Annotated in this window: 17 protein-coding genes; 7 read left to right on the forward strand and 10 right to left on the reverse strand. The window is 69.2% G+C overall.

The features are described from left to right. The first annotated feature begins 4 nt into the window (after positions 1-4). Genes IVW53_01250 through IVW53_01260 form a run of 3 tightly spaced genes read left to right on the forward strand, consistent with a single transcriptional unit; the run spans position 5 to position 2,732 of the window. On the forward strand, positions 5-910 hold the full coding sequence (locus tag IVW53_01250; GenBank protein MBF6604196.1) for a prephenate dehydrogenase/arogenate dehydrogenase family protein: 906 nt from the start codon (positions 5-7) through the stop codon (positions 908-910). Next, positions 907-1,509: a hypothetical protein gene (locus IVW53_01255; protein ID MBF6604197.1), complete on the forward strand. Its 603-nt coding sequence runs from the start codon at positions 907-909 to the stop codon at positions 1,507-1,509. Before IVW53_01250 ends, IVW53_01255 begins: the two co-directional genes overlap by 4 nt. A 50-nt stretch (positions 1,510-1,559) precedes the next feature. Further along, positions 1,560-2,732 (forward strand): response regulator, encoded by a 1,173-nt coding sequence (locus IVW53_01260; GenBank protein MBF6604198.1) that lies wholly within the window; start codon positions 1,560-1,562, stop codon positions 2,730-2,732. On the opposite strand, the gene IVW53_01265 is transcribed toward IVW53_01260, so the two are convergent. From IVW53_01265 to IVW53_01310, 10 genes are all read right to left on the reverse strand, one after another. Next, a complete protein-coding gene (locus IVW53_01265) occupies positions 2,640-3,491 on the reverse strand; it encodes a hypothetical protein (protein ID MBF6604199.1) in 852 nt (283 codons plus the stop codon). The two genes, IVW53_01260 and IVW53_01265, sit on opposite strands and share 93 nt — an antisense overlap. A gap of 136 nt (positions 3,492-3,627) precedes the next feature. After that, positions 3,628-5,472, reverse strand: coding sequence for a recombinase family protein (locus IVW53_01270; GenBank protein MBF6604200.1), 1,845 nt, complete (start codon positions 5,470-5,472; stop codon positions 3,628-3,630). 246 nt (positions 5,473-5,718) lie between these two features. Next, positions 5,719-6,198, reverse strand: a complete 480-nt coding sequence (locus tag IVW53_01275; protein MBF6604201.1) for a phage terminase small subunit P27 family — start codon at positions 6,196-6,198, stop codon at positions 5,719-5,721. A gap of 308 nt (positions 6,199-6,506) precedes the next feature. Further along, positions 6,507-6,698 (reverse strand): hypothetical protein, encoded by a 192-nt coding sequence (locus IVW53_01280; GenBank protein ID MBF6604202.1) that lies wholly within the window; start codon positions 6,696-6,698, stop codon positions 6,507-6,509. Positions 6,699-6,765: 67 nt separating this feature from the next. Next, positions 6,766-7,335, reverse strand: a complete 570-nt coding sequence (locus IVW53_01285; protein MBF6604203.1) for a hypothetical protein — start codon at positions 7,333-7,335, stop codon at positions 6,766-6,768. Between the two features lie 149 nt (positions 7,336-7,484). Further along, complete coding sequence (locus IVW53_01290) at positions 7,485-8,576, reverse strand: ImmA/IrrE family metallo-endopeptidase (protein MBF6604204.1); 1,092 nt, start codon at positions 8,574-8,576, stop codon at positions 7,485-7,487. Next, positions 8,560-9,174, reverse strand: a complete 615-nt coding sequence (locus tag IVW53_01295) for a hypothetical protein (GenBank protein ID MBF6604205.1) — start codon at positions 9,172-9,174, stop codon at positions 8,560-8,562. The genes IVW53_01290 and IVW53_01295 overlap by 17 nt, the downstream gene beginning before the upstream one ends. A gap of 83 nt (positions 9,175-9,257) precedes the next feature. Continuing rightward, positions 9,258-9,653 carry a cupin domain-containing protein gene (locus tag IVW53_01300; protein ID MBF6604206.1) on the reverse strand — a complete coding sequence of 132 codons (396 nt, stop codon included), beginning with the start codon at positions 9,651-9,653 and terminating at the stop codon, positions 9,258-9,260. A gap of 146 nt (positions 9,654-9,799) precedes the next feature. After that, positions 9,800-10,573, reverse strand: coding sequence for a hypothetical protein (locus IVW53_01305; GenBank protein MBF6604207.1), 774 nt, complete (start codon positions 10,571-10,573; stop codon positions 9,800-9,802). Positions 10,574-10,658: 85 nt separating this feature from the next. Further along, a complete protein-coding gene (locus IVW53_01310; protein ID MBF6604208.1) occupies positions 10,659-11,495 on the reverse strand; it encodes an IS110 family transposase in 837 nt (278 codons plus the stop codon). A gap of 550 nt (positions 11,496-12,045) precedes the next feature. Between IVW53_01310 and IVW53_01315 the strand changes: the two genes are divergently transcribed. From IVW53_01315 to IVW53_01330, 4 genes are all read left to right on the forward strand, one after another. Continuing rightward, positions 12,046-13,626 carry an endo-1,4-beta-xylanase gene (locus tag IVW53_01315; GenBank protein MBF6604209.1) on the forward strand — a complete coding sequence of 527 codons (1,581 nt, stop codon included), beginning with the start codon at positions 12,046-12,048 and terminating at the stop codon, positions 13,624-13,626. Positions 13,627-13,705: 79 nt separating this feature from the next. Beyond that, complete coding sequence (locus IVW53_01320; GenBank protein ID MBF6604210.1) at positions 13,706-15,802, forward strand: endo-1,4-beta-xylanase; 2,097 nt, start codon at positions 13,706-13,708, stop codon at positions 15,800-15,802. 86 nt (positions 15,803-15,888) lie between these two features. Then, positions 15,889-17,166: an endo-1,4-beta-xylanase gene (locus tag IVW53_01325; protein MBF6604211.1), complete on the forward strand. Its 1,278-nt coding sequence runs from the start codon at positions 15,889-15,891 to the stop codon at positions 17,164-17,166. Next, complete coding sequence (locus IVW53_01330) at positions 17,166-19,130, forward strand: endo-1,4-beta-xylanase (GenBank protein MBF6604212.1); 1,965 nt, start codon at positions 17,166-17,168, stop codon at positions 19,128-19,130. Before IVW53_01325 ends, IVW53_01330 begins: the two co-directional genes overlap by 1 nt. The last annotated feature ends 119 nt before the right edge of the window (positions 19,131-19,249 follow it).

Genomic DNA, 19,249 nt, shown 5'->3' on the forward strand with positions numbered 1-19,249 from the left:
CCCGATGCGGGTCGCTCTTCTCGGTCTCGGGCTCATCGGCGGTTCGATCGCCCGGGCGCTTCGCCGGCCGGACGACGACCCTGCCCGTCGACCGTGGATCTCCGCATGGACGCCCGACGGGCGCGGCCCACGCGCCGCGCTCGCGGCGGGCGCCGTCGACGTGGCGGCGGGTTCGATCGGCGAGGCGGTCGACGGCGCCTCGCTCGTCATCCTTGCCGCGCCCCCGCTCGCCTGCCTCGATCTGATCGACCGCAGCGGCGAGCAGGACGTCCGCGATCGGTTCGCGACGGACGTCCTGCTGACGGATGTGGCGTCGACGAAGGCGGCGATCGTCGCGCGGGCCGTTCGCCTCGACCTGCCGTTCGTCGGTGGCCATCCGATGGCCGGCCGGGAGACGAGCGGCTTCGGATCCGCGGACGATCTCCTGTTCAGGGGCCGGCCGTGGGTCGTGGTGCCGACCGCCACGAGCCCCGCCGGAGGCGTCGACAGGATCGCAGCACTCGCTCGCGCGTGTGGTGCGGCCCCGGTCGTCATGGACGCGGCCGATCACGATGCCGCGGTCGCCGGGATCAGCCATCTCCCCCTCATCGTTGCCGCCGCGCTCGCCGGTGCCGTCTTCGGCCCGGCTGGAGACACCGAGCGACCGGACGCGGCGGCGGCGCGTGCGCTCGCGGCGAGCGGCTGGGCGTCCGCCACGCGCCTCGCTCGCGGCGACCCGACCATGGCCGCCGGGATCGCCGCGACGAATGCCGCCTCGATCGTCGCGCGGATCCGCGACCTCGAGGCCGTCCTCGTGGATTGGCGGGTGCAGATCGAGCGTGGCGATCCGGCGGAGCTGACGGCGGCGTTCGCCGAGGCGCGCGCGCGCCTCGAGGCGCCGGACGGCGGCGACGCGGACGAAGCCGGGTGAGCGACCCATCCGAGCACGTCCTCGTCGTTCCTCGCGCGGTGGCTGTCCCGATCCCGTGGCATGGCCTGCGGACGGATCCGGGGGGGATCGCCGACCTTGTCGGCGCCATGAAGTCGGAGGGGCGGTTCGTCCTCCGGTCCGCGGCCGAGGCGGACCCGACCGCCAAGCAGATCATCCCGTACCTCGTCCTCCGCGACGGCCCGCACTGGTTCCTCATGCGCCGCACCCGCCGCGGCGGCGACGAGCGCCTCCACGATCGCTGGTCGATCGGCATCGGCGGCCATCTCAATCCGGGCGACACGGACCTCGACGGAGGACTCCTGCGGGAGTGGAGCGAGGAGCTCGAGGCGGCGTTCGTGCCGCCGTTCAGGCCCGTCGGCCTGATCAACGACGATGCGAGCCCCGTCGGTGCCGTGCACCTCGGCGTCGTCTACATGGCCGAGGCGGACGGGCGTCCGGTCGGGATCCGGGAGTCGGACAAGCTCGAGGGCGGATTCGCCACGGGCGAACAGGTCGCAGCCGTACGCGATCGGCTCGAGACGTGGAGTCGGATCATCTTCGACGCCGTCACTCGGAGCGTCGCGGTCGAACGCCTATAATCCGGACGCCGGAGCCCGCCCGGGCTCGCACGGAGGGGTGACGCGACCTGATGGCGGCCAAGATCCTCGTCGTCGACGACGACCCGAACGTCCAGCGACAGCTCACCTACACGCTGAAGCAGGAAGGCTACGAGGTCGTCGTCGCTGCGGACGGGACCGAAGCGATCCGGCTGTGGGGCGTGGACAGCCCTGCGCTTATCCTCCTCGATGTCCTGCTGCCGAAGCTCGACGGCTACCAGGTCGCGGAGCGGATCAGGGCGGAGGAGGGCGCGACCGTCCACGTCCCGATCATCATGCTCACCGCCGAGCGTGAGGTCGAGCAGAAGGTGCGCGGCCTGCGGGCGGGCGCAGACGACTACCTCATCAAGCCGTTCCACCCGGCCGAGCTCGTCGCCCGGATCAGGAGCCTCCTCGCCCGGTTCGCCCCGGCCGAGACCCTTGTCGGCCGCCCGCCGCTCGGGCGCCTGCACGTCTACTACGGGGCGAAGGGCGGGGTCGGGACGACGACGATCGCGATCAATGCGGCGATCGCCCTCCATCGCGAGCTCGGGCGCTCGGTGGCCCTCGTCGACGGCAACCTCCAGTTCGGCGACCATCGCGTCTTCCTCGACCTCGGCCTCGACCGGAAGAGCATCGTCGACGTCGTGACCGCATCGACGATCGACGTGGACCTCGTGAAGCAGGTCCTCGTCAAGCACGACTCGGGCGTCGACCTGCTCCTCGCTCCGCCATCACCGGAGACGGCCGAGCTCGTCACGGCGGACCACGTGCCGCTCATCCTCGATCACCTCCGGACGCTGTACGACTACGTCCTCGTGGACATCGACAAGCGGCTCGACGAGGTGAACCTTCGAGCCCTCGACGCGTCCGACACGATCTTCGTCGTCATGACCGCCGACCTGTCGTGCCTCAAGAATGTCCGCCTCGTCCTCGAGACGATCGCCAACCTCGGCTACGAGCAGGGGAAGGTGCAGCTCGTCCTCAATCGCTCGAATGCCTTCACCGGGATCAGCGTGAAGAACGCCGAGGGGGCTCTCAAGCGGACGATCGACCATCAGGTCGTGAACGAGTACCGCGGGGCGATCAGCGCCCTCAACAGCGGCGCGCCGTTCATGTTCACGAAGGCGGACTCACCGCTCGGCCGGTCGCTCCTCGACTTCGCTCGGGCGGTCGACAAGGAGCCGGCCAAAGGCAGCCGACTCGTCGTGGCGCCGAGCCGCTGAGCGGACCAGCCGCCAGCGGACGAGCCGCCTGGATGGCGCCTGGTAAGTCGCGGGTGAGCCGGCGGTCCTAGCCTTCGGACCGTGCTTGCGACGATCCATTCGGCCACCCTCCATGGGCTCGAGGGACGCGTCATCCGCGTCGAGGTGGACGTCGCTCCCGGGCTGCCCGGGTCCACGATCGTCGGTCTCGCGGACACCGCGCTCCAGGAGGCGCGAGAACGCGTCCGCGGAGCCATCCGGAACAGCGGGTTCGTCTACCCACCTCGTCGGATCACCGTCAATCTGGCCCCGGCGGATCTGCGCAAGGGAGGGTCCTCGCTCGACCTGGCGATCGCGGCCGCGATCCTCATCGGTTCGGAGCAGCTCCGGGCGACGGGCCGCTGGGCGCTCATCGGCGAACTGTCGCTGGGTGGCGACGTCCGGTCGGTGCCGGGCGTCCTGCCGATGGTCGTGGCGCTCGCGAGACGCGGCGTGCGACGCGTCGTGGTGCCGCTGGATCGCCTCGCCGAGGCGCGTCTCGTCGACGGCGTGGAGGCGATCGGCGCCGCCTCGCTCGGCGAGGCCCTCGAGGTGCTGCGACCGGCCGGCCGACGGCCGCGGACGCCGACGGTGGCGGCCCGCGTCGAGCTCGCCGGCGGTCCGGTCGACGACGGGACGCCGGCCCGGAAGGACGATCAGACCTCGATCCCCGACCTGGCAGAGGTCCGCGGCCAGGTGGAGGCGCGGCGAGCGCTCGAGATCGCGCTTGCCGGTGGCCACGGCATCCTCTTCATCGGCCCCCCCGGGGCGGGCAAGACGCTGCTCGCCCGCACGATCCCGCGACTCCTCCCGCCGCTCGACGACGCCGAGGCACTCGCCGCGACGATCGTCGACTCGGTGGCCGGCGAGGCGCCGCTCAGGGGTCTGATCCGGCGCGCGCCGTTCCGCGCACCGCACCACACGATCTCGTACGCGGGCATGGTCGGTGGGGGTCCGCGACTCGCGCCGGGCGAGGTGACCCGGGCTGACCACGGCGTGCTGTTCCTCGACGAGCTCGCGGAGTTCGATCGGGATGTCCTCGAGGCACTCCGGCAGCCGCTCGAGGATGGTCGCGTGGCGATCGTCCGGGCCGGTCGCGCCGAGACCTTCCCGGCGAGGTTCCAGCTCGTCGCCGCGATGAACCCGTGCCCGTGGAGGTTTCGACTACACCCGGGAACCGGTAGGTCACGAGGGCGCAGACGCTCTTCCTGCCGTCGTCGTGGGTCGTGGTGTTCAGGACGACGCGAACGAGCAGACGGACGATCTCCTGGCGTTGCTCAGCGGTCAGTCCAGCGTCCAGGCGGGCCCGGACCTCGGCGAGCAGGTCGATGGCCGCCACCGGCACGTCCGGGTCGTCACGGGGCTCCAAGGCGGCCACACGGCGCTCGAGTTCGGTCGTCTCGGCCGCGATCCGGTCAAGCTCGCTATCCAGCTCTGCGTCGGGCAGGCGGCCACGGATGTTGAGGGCGATCGCTTGCTTGCGCTGGGCCCCCAGAGCCTCGATCGCTCGCGCGAGCGTGATCGACTCGGCGACGACGACCGTGCCGTGGGCCTCGCGATCAGCTTGTCCGTCGAGCTCGTCGAGGACATCGCCGGGGTCGCGGAGCCACCGCTCAACGTCAGCCCAGACAACTGGTTCGATGGCATCGGTCCGGATTGACTGGCCCCAGCAGCGCCCTGGGAGGGGACCGCGCTCGACGAGCTGGCCGGTACAGCGATACCAGCCGACCTCGCCCCGACCCTGGGTCCCGCAGTAGGAGAGGCCATCGATCCCGCAGTGGATGACGCCCCGCAGCAGGTACTTGCGCCGCGTGTTCTTCGCGATCGTCCGGTTCGCCGCGAGTGCCTCCTGCGCCGCATGCCAGAGCGCCGGGGAAACCAGCGGCTCGACCGGTGCGGAGATCACCTCGCGACCGTGTGACGCCTTCGTGGTTCTCCGGCCGTACTGGAGCTCACCTCGGTAAAGCGGATTGACGACGAGGTTCCGGATCCGTCCTGATCTCCATACGCCCTGGGTCCGCTGTGCCCGTTGACCTTTGGAGGTCACGAGCCGGTCGTCGCGGGAGTAGTGGGTGGGTACGCCCCGGGCGTTGAGCTCCTCGGCGACGCGCCGACAGCTCCAGCGGTCGGCCCCCAGGCGCTGGTAGATCCAGCGGACGATGTCCGCCGCGCTCTGATCCGCCCACACGATCGAGTCGTCCGAGACGAGACGGGCCGATTCCTTGAGGCCTTGGACCCGATAGCCGAACGGCACGATGCCACCGGTGTAGCGGCCCTCTCGCGCCGCTCTCGTCATCCCTCGGGCCATGTCCGCGAGCAACTTCAGTCGATTGAAGTCGCCGATGACCGCCTCGAGGTCTGCGACGAGCGGTTGTACCTCGCCCGTGAGGGACATGAGCCGAATGCCAAGGAACGCGAACCGTCGCCGGGCGAGCATGACATCGGGCGCGTCGCGCCCGAGCCGGTCAATGGCGACGATCCACAACTCGTCGAAGTGCCCGGCGGCCGCATCCCGCAGCAGCTGGCTTCCGGCGGGGCGGTTGGCGAGGGCGATCGTGCCCGAAACCCCGTCGTCCATATATCGGGCGACGATCTCGACGTCTGACTCGAAGGAGAGCCGTCGGTCGAGAGCGTCGGTCTGGGTCTTGATCGTCTCGCGTTCGCGCTGGTCGGCCGAACTCACTCGTTCGTAGGTCGCCACGCGTCGGGTCGCGGTTGCCATCGTCATTGCTCGCCTCCGTCCGCGGGGGAGGGGAGCACCCGGGGAAGGTCCAGTACCACCCGGAGCGCGGCCCGCATCGCCTCGCGTTCAGGGATCCATGTACGCTCTGTTGCCGGGGAGTTGGCAAGGTGAGAAACCGACCGCCGGCCGCCGCCGATCGTGATGATCGGGGTGACGACCCGGGGGTCGGGTTCCCCGAGCCTGGCCCGTGTCCGAGGCGCGAGTTCGAGCGCTCCTCCCATCGGCTCAGCCATCGCCCGCCGCGGGAGCCAGGACCCTGAACCGCGGCGGCAAGCCGATCTCGTCCGCGACCGAGGGACTGAAGGGGCTGATCTCCATGTGCAAGCCTGCCCGGGCCGAGGGTGTCAGTCCGAGCTCGCGGCCGAACAGGCGGATCTGGTCGGCCCAGCCCCGCATGATCCGGTCGAGCGGGTTCGCGATGAGGTCGCCTGCCCGTGCGCCGCGGATGAGGGGTGCCGAGCGGACGAGCAGCGAGGCCGCCTGGCGATAGCGGATGACCGCCTCGCAGTAGCAGGCGAGGGCATCGGTGTCGGCGCCCGTGATGACGCCCGCGGGCATCGCGCGGACCGTCCGCCGCCAGATGACCCTGGCGGCCGGATCGAGGTGGGCAGGCGGTCGCGGCGCGGTCTGGCGGGGCAGGGGCTCCCGATCGTTGAGGCGCGACGGGCGCGTCTCACCGTGGAGCCGCCTGAGTGTGCTGGGCATGGGAGCGGGACCGCGCCTGCCCATCAGCTAGCTCCGCTCACCGACCGGGCGGAGTGACAAGAATGGCGAAACTCGGCCGCGTATCACAAGCGGCTGACGACCTTTGGGCGCCGCGGCGGCCACCTACCCTCATACCCCCCCACCCGTCCGAGGAGCCGGCACCGCGGCCGCCCGACTTGCGGCTGTTGCACGGCCCGCAGAGCACGCCGGCGTTCGCCCGATCGAAGGGCGCACCGCCGTCAGCGAGCGCGATCGCGTGGTCCAACTTGAGGTCGGCGGCCGCATGACGGCCTCGTGCGCGACGGACGTCATGGTTGCCCGCCCGGCCGAGCCGAGTCTGTAGCAGCCGCGCGCGACCCTTCGGGGTCCAGGCCGGCTCGGCGGAGCCCGTCTTGGATCAGGAGGCTGGCCTGCGAGCGCGGGTCCCGCATCTCGCGGCGGGCAAGGTCACGGAGCCGCTCGGCGGCGCTCTCGGGAAGCGGAACATTGATCCGTGTCATGGGGCTGTTCTAGCAGCCCCATGGGCGGCGGGTGAAGGTGGCGGGTGGTCGGTAGTCTGGTCGGTAGTTAGGCGTCCCGACGCCGACGCCTGTCCTTTCCGAGCGCATAGCGAACAGCGTCGCGGCTCACGCCGAGCTCGTCGGCAATCGACCGCTCCCCGGCCGGGCGGCCCCAGGACGCGAGCTCCTGGCGCGTCCGCGCGACATCCCCCGCCGTCACCATTGGCTGCGGCCCGGGCTTGCCCTCCCCGGACGACGGCCTCTGCCTCAGCTCCGCGAGAAGTGCCCGGCATTTGGCCGGCGGCGACGTCAAGCGGTCAAACCACCACTTGAGCTCGTCGCTGTCTATGGCCGCCAGGATCTCCGCGTCACTATCGCCGCGATCGACCAGGGCGCGGATCAGCTTGTCCGGGAAGAGCGTCTGGAGGTACGACGGCCTGCCATCGCCCACGTCGATCGCCGACATGCGCGCCGCGATGTCAAAGAGCCTGTCGATCGCCGTTGCACCCTTCTCCATCAGGGCAGGAAGGTCGGCCTCCGTGAAGAGAGGCTGTCCATCCTCGCCGACGAGCGCCGTGATGAGGAGAGTGCACTTCCCGTAGATGCTGAACCGGTCGCCCTTGGGCTGCTCCTTCACTGCGGCATCGCTCTCACTCACTCGCTCACCGTCGTCCGGGCATCGGCCCGGGTCACAGTGCGGAGCCGGACCCGAGCCGATCCTGCAGCGTCGCTGCCCCGCAGGCCGAGTCGATCTGAATGCGCCGCTCGGCTCGGCTCGGCGCTAGGTCAGTTTGCAATGGCGCGAAGATGTCGCCGGCCCTCGTCTGCGGTCGGGGTTAGCGGGTATGCCGACAGAAGCTCGCGCTCGTAGACGGCGAACCATTGGCTCAGGTCGCTGATCGAATACCCGAGCGTCGTTCGGTGAAGGTCCAACAGCTCGTGGAGCAATCCGGCCGGCTCTTTCGGAAAGTCGAGTTCGACGGGCTCGCGTTGTCGGTAGCCAGCCCGACCGATCTGGATCCACAGGTAGCGTTCCTGGTTCTTCGTGATGGCCCCAATGCGAGCTGCTTGAGTCACGATCGCGGCCATCGACACGCGCCACATCAACTTCAGCGTTGCCAATCGCGGAAGCGTAAGGGCGCGAAGCATCGGCCGAATCTGGCGTTCGGGCATGAGCAGCTCGCCCGCAAACCGGAACGCCTCGTCCTCCATCGTGGGAGTCGGCACCTTGTGCATGACGATGTGCCCGATCTCGTGCGCGAGAGTGAGCCGCTCACGATCGGCGACGAGATCAGCGTTCAGAAAGAACAGCGGCGGCAGGCCCGGCACCCACCGGCTCACAGCGTCGACCAGGCGCGTGCCGAAGTCCATGCGGATCACAAGCCCGCCCGCGCTTTCGACGGCCTGGATGAGGTTCTGGATAGGCCCGGACGGGAGATTCCAGGCAGCGCGCACCGCGCGCGCGATCTCTTCGGGCGATTCGTATTCGTCGAGATCGAACCGTGGGAACCCCTCGGGGATCTCCGCGCCCCGCAGGAGCCGGCTGACGTGCATGACCCGCTTGTTGATCTCGGCGTAGATGCGTCGCAGATCGCGACTCGTCGCAGCCTGTCGTTTCCGATGCCAGAACTCTGTCACCCCAGGTCCATAGGTCGGATCAGCGAGATAGAAGAACGACACCGGATAGTCCAACGCGCTCGACAGGCGAGCAAGTATGTCGTCGGTTGGGACCAACAGCCCGGCCTCGACCTTCGACAGATAGCCTTGCGAGACGATCAGGAAGCGCGCTAACTCGCTCTGCGTGAGCCCACGCGATTCCCGCGCGAGGGCCACCATCTGCGGGTTCGGCCGACCGTCGGTTTCAGCTGCCGGATGCATCCTGACGCTCTTCGGCGGCAGGGGGCTCGACCTCCTTGGGCCGCGCGCGCGGCCCAGTATCGGGCGCCGGCAGTCGGATCGGCTCGGACCCCACGTCCGGCGCCCGCAGCGTCCACTCCCAGCGATAACCCGCCACGCCGTTCGGGCAGACGATGTGAGCGCTGATCATCGCCGAGCGGGTCGCATTGAGGAGGTAGCCGAGATGGAGGTTGGTGACTGGCTCCGGCATGCTATCGAGGGCCAGCTGCCCGTCGTCCTGCTCTACGAAGTCGAGCGCGAGGCGGGTGCTGTTGTTCGCCACGGTGAAGTCGTGGTTCAGCTTCCTCGGCTTGATGATGTACTTGTGCCTGTAGTCCAGGAAGAAGAGCTGCGACCCGGGTGGCGGCATCGTGATGCTCGGCTCATCGACGAAGAGTGATCTCGCCCAGTTCTCCATGTACTGGTGCAGCAACACTGCCTGGACCCTCGGCACGTTGTACTGCCAACGGAGAGCCCGGTGCTGCTCGGCATAGTCCGCCCATGCGCTGGCGACGACGGTCTGGCAACGATCCTCGAGATGCTGCAGATCCGCCTGGACTTCGTCGAGTGGTCGGAACACAGGGCAAGTATCGGCTCGTCCTTTGCAGATGTCAATCTGATTATTCTGACTCTATGACCAGCAGCCCCCGAGCAGCCGTCTTGCTAGGACCTGGGTGCCTCACCCGCGTGGCTCGCCTCGGCCGCGTCGGCGTCCGCCTTCGTCCGATGGATCGTGCCGGGGGCATGCTCCGGCGGAGCGTAGACCGTGTAGAGCCGCAGGTCAGAGGCGCCGGTGTTGACGAAGTTGTGGCGCGTGCCGGCCGGGACGAGGACGAGGCGATCCGGGCCGACCGGGCGACGATCGCCATCGAGGATGGCAGCGCCCTCGCCCGCGACGAAGACGAGGACCTGGTCCACGTTCTCATGGACCTCCTCGCCGATCTCGCCGCCGGGTGGGACGCTCATCACGACGACCTGCGCATGGGGGCTGGTCGCGAGGACCTCCCGGAAGGATGTGTTGCGCTTCGCCCGCTCGACGATGTCCTCGTTGAAGCTCATGGGTCGCACCTCATCACCGCCGCTCGGATGCGTCTGGGCGGTGTCGTGGCCAGTATCGGCCATCTCCAGGTGGATCAGCCGGGCCGACACCATGCCGGGATCGTGGCCCGGTCAGCGACCGATGGTCGCAAGCCTGGACCCTACACCTAGAGCCAGTACTCCGAACGGCGCCAAGTCTCGCCGAGCTGGTCCAGGCGCGACTCCACGAACTCTTTGGGCAGTGGCTCCAAGCCGGCGATTTGGGTCGGTGAGATTCCGTCGTGGCTGGCCAAGTATTCGGCCCAGATGCGTCGCAGGACCTCCTGCTGGCGCGCACCTTCGCGAGGATCGAGTCCCGATGGCGGCGGAGGGTCAGTCCATTTCGGGGGCCGGCGTCCGTCCTGTCCGTCCTCGCTCGGCTTTGGGCCGAGAGCATGCTGGAGGCGGTCGGCATCCAGGACCATCTCGTTGATCCGCTTCATGCGGACCTGCATCCAGGTCTGCAAATGATGCTGCCAGGACACCCCGATGAACGCCGCCTGGTCTCGATCGGCCTCGTTCGCAATGGCCGATCGAAGATGGGGGAGACGCCACTGAACGATCCGGTCGAGCCAGTCAGTCCACTGCTGAACCTGGTCGCGCCAGAAGCCCTCCGCGACGTCGTCACCCTCCCTCGCCGCGTAAGCATTCAGGCGACCGAGAAGCCTCTGCCCTTCAAGCGAAACCGCGCTCAGCTCACGCTGCGTTTCGATGTGTGCAGGTCGAAGGAACGGTAGTCGATTCCTGGCGGTGTCCGTATCGACAACGACGGCTGCGAGAATGGCGCCGACCCCCAGTAGCCACAGAGGCGTCAGGTTGGAACCGAGCGTGTTCGGGGTCGCTGGTGCGAAGGCGACGGTTACCGCGGCTGTAAGACAGATCGTGGCGATGACCAACAGCACCGTGGCGGTTCGTGACATGGTTGAAGGCTGCGACACTGTCCGGACCATGGGTGGCCACTCACCACGATGACCAAGCTCCTATCAGTCAAGCGGCCTCGGCCGAGACGATCGAGCCCTCCACCAGCAGCCTGAAGACCGGCCGGACCAGCAGACGCTTGAGGGCGCGGATCGCCTCCCGCCAGGTCTTCCCGTCGGTCTCCATGCGTCGAGCCATGTATGCCATCGCGGGCGCATGGAAGCGGGACTGACTCACCGCGATGACATAGAGCGCTCGGTTGAGCTGACGGTTGCCGCCCCGGTTGAGGCGCATCCGCTGGATCTGTCCTGAACTGGCCGGGATAGGTGCGACGCCGGCTAGGGCCGCGAGCGCGTCGGCGGAGCGGAAGCGACGGACGTCGCCGACCTCCGCGATGAGCCGGGCGACCGTGATCGGTCCGGCGCCCGGCAGGGCGAGGAGCGGATGACCGGCGACAAGCTGATCGATCCGGGCAGTGAGAGCCGTGCTCTCGCGCTCGAGCCGCGCGAGGCGGACGATGAGCCCGCGCGCGAGCTCTGCCTGGACGGTGGGGTAGCCGCGCAGTAGGCGCCCGATCGTGGCTCGATTGCGGGCCGCGACGAGATTGGCGACCTTCGCCCCGTAGCCAGGCACGAGCGCCAGCAGGTGCGCATGCAGGCGGTTCCGGGCACGTGTCGTCTCGGCCACCAGGTCTTCCCGCGCTTCGAGGAGGAGCCGGAGCTCGGTCGTCCGATCGGGGAGCCGGATCGGCGGCAGGTTCGTCTCCCGTGCGGTCACCCGGGCGATCGCAAGGGCGTCGCCCGGATCGCTCTTGCCCGGTCGGCGGGTGCGTCCGCGCTCGGCGCGGCTGAGGTGCGGCGGTACCTCGCGTACGGCCAACCCAGCGTGCTGGACTGACCACGCCAGCGGTCCGCCGAACGAAGGACGAGCCCTCGATGCCGATCATCACGTCGGAAGCGATCGCGCGAGCCCAGGCGATGAACGCCACATGGCCCGGTGGGTCGTTGGCGAACGTTGCCTCCCTGATCGGACGTCCGAGATCGTCGACCGCGCAGGCGGCGAGGGTCGCCTTGTGGGTGTCGATGCCGATTGCCGTCATGACTCTTGCCCTCCGTGCCGACCGTGGGGTGGACGCGGGCCGGACGGGCAGGTGTGCGTTCAGCGGGACATGCTCCTATGAAGCCACGGTCCGGTCCGCTCGACGGGAGACGGAGGCACTTGGTCATGCGGCCACGGCCACGAGCCTGGCTACGTTGTGAGGAGCCATCCGCGTCCCGGATCGAACCACCGCACCCCGACGATGGTCGGGTCACTCTGACGCACACGTCGTGTGGGGGCGGGACGGCTGCGGTCATCCTGCGCGAGAGGCGACACCTTGAACCGGGGCCCAGTGCGCGCCATCATGGGCCGACCAGCGTCCCATCGGGCGGGTTCGTGCGTGTGACGGAGGGGGACCATGGGCCGAGATCAACCGGCCGACACGGCGGACCGCACGCGCGATTGCCCGACCGACTCTTCGTCCCCCTTCTCCCGCCGCTTCTCCCGACGCCAGCTCATGCAGGGGGCCGGCGCCCTTGCGGCGGCGATGGTCCTCGGCGAGGCATGTGGGCCATCGGCCACCTCAAAGCAAACCTCGGAGCCGTCGATCGCCGCGACGCCAGCCAATACCTTCACCCCGCCGTCGCCGGTGCCGGCTGCCACGCCGACGCCGACGCCAGCGAACTCGTCACCGCCCGACACGATGCTCAAGAGCGCCCTGGCGAGCTACGCAAAGGCGATGGGCGTGCTGCCCAACGGAGTCCAGGTCGCCAGCCGGATCATCACTGAGACCTCCGGCGCCACGTTCACTGCGCTCGTCACACCCGACGGCACGCCCCTCCTCCTGCGCGACGCCGAGGCGGGCTGGATCGAGGCAACGCTTGCGCCGCTTGCCACCAAGGCCGGCGTCATCCTCGAGACGATGATGCAGGTCACCCGCCAGGAGAACGGCACCTGGGTCGATCTCACCATGAACTCGACGTACGTCGGCCTCATCACGGGCAACGCGAACCACATCTACACCTCGGGCGAACTCGACATGATCTGGGTCTTTGGCGAGTTCACGACCGCCCACTGGAACCAGATCCTCGCCAACTGGCCGCGCGTCCTCGCGCAGCTCCGCGATGGCGCCATTCCCTCGGGATACCCGTACAACTGGCAAGGCATCGATCGGCTGAGGGGGTTCGCGTCGGCCCGTAACCTGCCCCTTCGGGCCTTCCACCTCGTCTGGGGTGACGACATCCCGTCGACGATCACAAGCTACGGTGCGTCTGACCTCAAGAAGATCCTCGAGTTCACTGTGCGGGTGCGGCTGTTGTACTGCCCCGACATCTCGGTGTGGAACATCGGGGACGAGATCCTCGCCCGGAGCCTCTATCTGCAGGACGCCACCGGCGGGCTGTGGCCGCAACTCTTCGGAGCGCCCCAGATCGTCGCGTTCGTGGGCAAGATCGTACGCGAGGTCAATCCCAAGGCCATCCTGGTCGTTACCGAGGACATGCCCCTTGAGGCCACGTTCCCCGACCCGCGCTTCTCCCGGTGGTACCTGACGTACCTGCAGCAGATCCAGGATCAGGGCATCGAGATCGGATGGGCGGACATCGAGAACAACTTCTGGGTCTACGACCCGCCCGATCTTGCGAAGATCGATCGCGTCCTCGGCCAGATCAAGGCGCTCGGGATCAAGACCATCACCTCCGAGATGACGGTCACCGTCTCCCCGCTCTTCCCGAGCTGGCCCAGCCGGCCGAAGACGGTCGCGACCGTGCGAGATCCAGTGGCCGTCCAGGCGCTGCTCTACGGTGAGACGGTCGCCGCGTACCTGCGCCACCGGACCGGCGCATTCGGCACAGGCGGAGTGTGGGACGAGATCGCCTGGCAGAACTCCATCGGCCACCCGGAAGCCCACGCGATGATGTACGACACTGCGGGCGACCCCAAGCCCGCGGTCTACGCGCTGCGCAGGCAGCTGCTCGCGTCGCTGTCCCTCGGCGTGTAGGCGTGACCGAGCTGGCCTCACGGGCCGAACCGGGGCGCGCTGCACGCCATCATGGGCGAGCCAGCGTCCCATCGGGCGCGTGAGGGAGGAGACCATGGGGCGAGACCAGCCGGCCGATACGGCGGACCGCGTGGCCGATGTCACCTTCCAGCCCCCCTCACCCTTCGCCCGCCCCCTCTCGCGCCGCCGGCTCCTGCAGGGCGCCGGAGCCCTGGCAGCGGCGATGGTGCTCGGTGAGTCGTGTGCGCCGAGCACGCCGAGCCTGCTCCCAGCGCGGACGGTGGCACCGACGCCGTCAGCTGCGACGCCCTCGCCTTCGCCCACCCCGCTCGGTGCCGACCAGCTGACCACGGCCGCCGCCGCACTGCCCTCGAGCGGAGCCATGCCCCTCCCCGGCGGTGCCTCGGCCGAGGCGACTGACCTCATCGCTGCAGCCGCTGCGTTCGCGGTCGCCGATCCCCAGGCGGCGCGCATCGATCGGAACCCGATTGCTGCACTCGGTCTCGCGCTGGCGGTCGCCGACTGGTCCGGGCAGCAGGGCGCGATCGATCTGACAGGGGTCTTCCCAAAGCTCCCCCTGACGCCGGTCCGTCTCGTCCTGCCGAGCCTGCCCGGCGGGAAGCCCGCCGATACGCTGACGCCTGCCACTCCGCCCGGGCTCACCCTCCGCCCGGGGTGTGCGCTCCTCCTGGCGGGCACTCTGCCCGACGGGCGCATCGTGCTCGGGGTGGCCGATCCGGGCCGGAAGGTGGCGGGCCATCCGCGCCTGGAGCTGGCCTTCCTCTCGGCTGCCACCCTGACACCCCTCCTTGCCCTCGCCGGGGCCTCCCTCGATACCGCTGGCACCGCGGTCACGTTGGCCGGTGGCAGCCCTGTCCCCCTTGCCATGATCGATCCGGTCCTCGGGACCCGCCTCGTCACGGGGGCCGGGGTCCTCTTCGTCGACGAGGTGCCCCTGCAGCCGAAGGGGGCGAAGACCCCGCTCCTCACGGTCGACCCCTACGTGCCGGCGCTGCCGGCATCGCTCGCGCCCGCCGGCAGCCGGATCACCCAGCTCAAGGACGGTCGCATCGTGGCGCTCGACGCGACCGGGAAGGCGATCGCGCGAGCCGCCAACCTCGGCGGCGACTGGCAGTGGGTGGGCCCCGACAAGGCGGCTGGGCTCGACTACTTCCTGCGCGAACTGGCGGACGGTCTCGGGATCCGGATTGGCGTTGCACCCGACGGCGCACAGTTCAACGCCAACAACACGGCGTACCTGGCGCTCATCGGCAAGTACTTCAACCTGGACTCCAACGACATCGGCGGCTGGCGAGACCGTAACCCGGCACCGGGGCAGTTCAACTTCGGGTGGGGAGACATGATCGTCTCGTTCGCCCCGGCACATCACATGCGCGCGCTGGGCTACCTGGTCGGCACGCCGCCTGGGGTGCCGACATGGGCACTCGCCGGGAGTTACAGCGCACGACAGATGGCGGCGTTCACGAAGGAATGGGTCACCACCGTGGCGAGCCGCTACGCGGGGGACATCGGGACCTGGATCGTCTTCAACGAACCGGTGTCCGCCACCCTTTACGGCGCCACGCCGGCAGAGCACTTCTGGGCCAACACGTTCGGCTCCGACTTCTGGCCCTTCATCGCGCAGACGTTCGCCTGGGCGCGAGCAGCGGATCCTCACGCCAGCCTGATCCTCAACGACCAGGCCAACGATGGGCGCACGGACACTACCAGCGCGGGTTTCTACCAGCTCGTGCAGTACCTGCTCGCCCAGAAGGCGCCGCTCGATGGCGTGGCCATGGAGATGCACCTCGCCTATCACGACGCGAGCATCAGCGGGCAATGGTCGCCCGAGATCTTCACGTCGTGGGTGAAGCGCTACCGGGCGCTCGGCCTGCAGGTCTACGTGACAGAGTTCGATGTCGACATGACCGGGTTCCCGGGCACGAAGGCGGAAGAGGAGGCATGGCAGGCGAGCTACTACCGCGACTACCTGCAGGCGGCCCTCGACGCCGGCATCACGAACTTCACGATCTTCGGACTGACGGACACCACGTCCTGGTACAACCTCACAGGCAGGCCGCACGCCGATGCCCTGATGCTGAACGGCGACTACTCGCCCAAGCCCGCGTACTTCGCCGTCCGCGACGTCCTGAAGAAGCGAGCTGGGCTCGCGTGAGGCCGCCCGGCGCCCCGGAACCGAGACTGGCTCTCGCCCGCCCCCTCAGCCGCCGCCAGCTCCTCCAGGCGGGCTCGCTCGGCGCGGTGGCGCTCCTCCTCGGGGAGGCGTGCGGGACGCAAGCCAAGGACACGCCGCCTGCAACGGCAGTCCCTGCATCGACCGCCACGCCAGTTGCCACGCCTGCCAGCGCATCGCCCCCTTCTACCTCGTCGGTCGCTCCGTCGGTCGAGCCCGCGAGCCCGCCCCCGCTGCTGCCCACACCCACGTTACGGGAGCTGGCGGATCGCGCCCACGTCACGATCGGCTCACAGGTCGTCACCTACGGTCTCGACAGTTCGGATCGCTACCGACGTGCGGCCCCCGAAATAGCCAACCTGCTCGCCATCGACGGGGAACTGGACATACGACGGGTCTTCTCGGGGCTTGACTGGCGGACCATTCCGCAGCACTGGCCGGAGGTGTCCGCCGCGCTGTCGGCCGGCCGGATTCCGTACGAGGACCAGCTCAATTTCTCGGCCGCCGATGCGCTCATCGGCTTCGCCGAACGGAACGGCATGCGGGTGCATGCCCAGCATTTGCTGTGGCCGCAGGACATGCCGACGGACCTGACTGCGGGAGCGGCTTCGCCCGACGCCATCCTCAAGGTGGTCCGATTCTTTGTCCAGGCGCGGGTGCTCCGCTACAAGGGCCGGATCCAATCGTGGAGCGCGGTGAACGAGGTCGCCGGGGGGCGCCTGTACGGTGACGCCCGCTACAAGTATTGGTACGGGAGCCCGTTCAGCGACGAGCTGATCCGCAGCGTGTTCGAATGGGCCCATGCGGCCGATCCACATGCAGCGCTCCTGCTGAACGAGAACAACGTCGTCGAGCTCGACAACCCGACCTACGCACCGGTCGCCGCCGGGTTCATTCGCCTGCTATCGGAGCTGAAGAGCGGCGGTGTCCCGGTCTCGGTCGCCGGTCTTGAGAACCACCTCTGGATCTACGATCCCCCGACGCTGGCGTCGATGGAGACGTTGATCAGGGAGGTGCATGGTCTTGGACTTCGCGCGATGGCTACCGAGACCACCGTGGCGATGAGCGAGCATTACCCCTTCTGGAGCGGAAGACCCAAGAGACTGCCATCCGTGCCGAACCGGCTGACCGCCCAGGCGAACCTATACCGGAACGCGCTCCAGGCGTGCATCGACACCGGGTCGGTCTTCTGCATGTTCGGGTTCACGGACGCCGTCTCGCTGTTCGACAGTAACAACATCCACATCCCGGACGCGCAGGGCCTCATCCTCGACGCGAACTACTCTCCCAAGCCTGCCTACTTCGCGCTGCTCGATGTCCTGAAGCAGAAGGCGGGCCTGGGCTGATGGAGCCCGCTGTGCTCCTCACCCGCCGCCAGCTGCTCCAGGCCGGCTCGCTCGGCGCGGTGGCGCTGTTCCTCGGGGAGGCATGCGGGACGGCTCCGCTGCCGAGCCCGGCCGAGAGCGCGAGTCCGCTCACCCCGTCGCCCGCCTCGCCGGCCCCCTCGTCGATCCCGCCGCTCGATGGGGCTGCGCTCACCGACGCGGTGTCCGCCCTCGGGACGGCCGACACACTCACCGTTCCCGGTGGTGTCGCCCTCGCGGTGATCGACCTCGAGGCGGCGGGTGAGGCCGTGGCCAGGGCCGGCGGCTCGGGCGGGTTGCCCGAGCGCGACCCGGTCGCGGCGCTCGGCTACCTCCTCGCCGCGGTCGACTGGTCGGGCGTGACCGGCGCGGTGGAGCTCGGCCGGTTCTTCCCGAACCTCTCGCTCCCGCTCGTCCGCCTCCCTCTCGCCCGCCTGCCCGACGGGGGACCGACGACGGTGATCGCGGCTGCCCTCCCGGCGGGGCTCACCGTCCGGACCGGTGCAGCCCTCCTCGTCGTGAGCCACCTCGCCGAGGGGACGTATCTCATCGCGATCGATGATCCGGCCCGGCCGATCGACGGCAATCCGCGGCTCGAGCTCGGGGTCGTGCCCGCCGCGGCGCTCAGCCCGCTCCTCGCGGTCGCCGGCGCCCGGCTCGACGCCGCCAGCGGCGCGGTCGTCCTCGCCGATGGCACGGGCGTCACGCTCCGGCCGCTCACGGCGAGCCTCGCCGACCGCCTCACCGCTGCCGCGGGCGTCCTCTTCGTCGATCGGGTGCCACTCCAGCCGAAGGGGGCGAAGACCCCGCTCCTCACGGTCGACCCCTACGTGCCGGCGCCGGGCCCGAGCGTCGTGACTGGCGCCACGCGTGTTGCGCCTGCCGCCGACGGCCGGGTCCTGGCACTCAACGCCGCGGGCACGGCGGTCGGGCGGGCGCAGTACATCGGGGGCGCGACGCCCTGGAGCTGGCTGGGCAAGGATGGGCTTGATTGGACCCTCCGCGAGCTGGCGGATCGGATCGGCTGGCGGGTGGGGGTCGAGCTCACGGGCTGGGAGTTCAATGACCAGCACTGGCAGTCGATCGTGCGGGCCCAGTTCAACCAGGGTCTCCTCTCCTGGGGGCTCGACTGGAACGAGGTCGAGCCCGCCCGCGGCCAGTACGACTTCTCGGTCATGGATCGGCTGGTCGCCTTCGCGCAGGCCAACGGTATGCGTGTGCGGGCCGACTCCGTCGTGTTTGGGCATACGTCGATGCTGCCATCGTGGCTCGTGCAGGGCCACTTCTCCGCTGCGCAGCTGACGGCAATCCTGCAGGCGCACGTGCGCGCGGTTGTCAGCCAGTACCGCGGCGTCATCGCCGAGTGGGTCGTGGTGAATGAGCCGTACGTCGCGCCCTACTCCACCGACGATCTCTTCTATCAGGCGCTCGGCTACGACTACATCGACGTGGCCTTCGCGGCCGCCCGCAAGGCCGACCCGTCGGCCGTGCTCAACTTCAGCGACACCGCGAACCACACGGCGGCGGGCATCACTACGAACCTGACCATGCAGACTGTGACCAGGCTAGAGGCGAAGGGCCTGGTCGACATCGTGGGCCTGCAGATGCACCTCGACGGGGCCAACCCGCCCGATCCCACGGACGTGCGCGACACGATGCGCCGGTACGGCTTGCCGGTGGCCGTCACCTCGCTCGACATCGACCTCTCCGACGTGCCCGGCACGCTCGCTGACCGGTACGCTGTTCAGGCGAAGATCGCGGCATCGATGCTGCGGGCCGCGCGCGACTCCGGCGTGTGCCGCGACTTCAGCGTCTGGGGGATCGGTGATGGCGTGGCCGACAGGTGGCTCCAGCGTCCGGGCGCGCCGGCGCCGACAGCGACGCCGTTCGACGGCCAGCTCCGGCCGAAGCCCTTCTTCTCGGCACTGCTCAAAGGAATGTCGTGAACTCGGCGCGCGTATCTCGCCGCAGCTGCCTGCTGGGCCCTTGCCCGCAGGAAGCGCGGATGGTGGGGACAGGTCGCTGCTGGTTCTTCCCGCAGGGGCGCGCGACAGACGAGTATCGT

This window comes from Chloroflexota bacterium, from assembly GCA_015478725.1.
Taxonomy (GTDB): domain Bacteria; phylum Chloroflexota; class Limnocylindria; order Limnocylindrales; family CSP1-4; genus C-114.

Coding starts and splice junctions, on each gene's coding strand:
- IVW53_01315 (MBF6604209.1), top strand. CDS start 12,046: ATGGGCCGAGATCAACCGGCCGACACGGCGGACCGCACGCGCGATTGC.
- IVW53_01280 (MBF6604202.1), bottom strand. CDS start 6,698: ATGACACGGATCAATGTTCCGCTTCCCGAGAGCGCCGCCGAGCGGCTC.
- IVW53_01300 (MBF6604206.1), bottom strand. CDS start 9,653: ATGAGCTTCAACGAGGACATCGTCGAGCGGGCGAAGCGCAACACATCC.
- IVW53_01275 (MBF6604201.1), bottom strand. CDS start 6,198: ATGCCCAGCACACTCAGGCGGCTCCACGGTGAGACGCGCCCGTCGCGC.
- IVW53_01290 (MBF6604204.1), bottom strand. CDS start 8,576: ATGCATCCGGCAGCTGAAACCGACGGTCGGCCGAACCCGCAGATGGTG.
- IVW53_01260 (MBF6604198.1), top strand. CDS start 1,560: ATGGCGGCCAAGATCCTCGTCGTCGACGACGACCCGAACGTCCAGCGA.
- IVW53_01270 (MBF6604200.1), bottom strand. CDS start 5,472: ATGGCAACCGCGACCCGACGCGTGGCGACCTACGAACGAGTGAGTTCG.
- IVW53_01330 (MBF6604212.1), top strand. CDS start 17,166: ATGGAGCCCGCTGTGCTCCTCACCCGCCGCCAGCTGCTCCAGGCCGGC.
- IVW53_01250 (MBF6604196.1), top strand. CDS start 5: ATGCGGGTCGCTCTTCTCGGTCTCGGGCTCATCGGCGGTTCGATCGCC.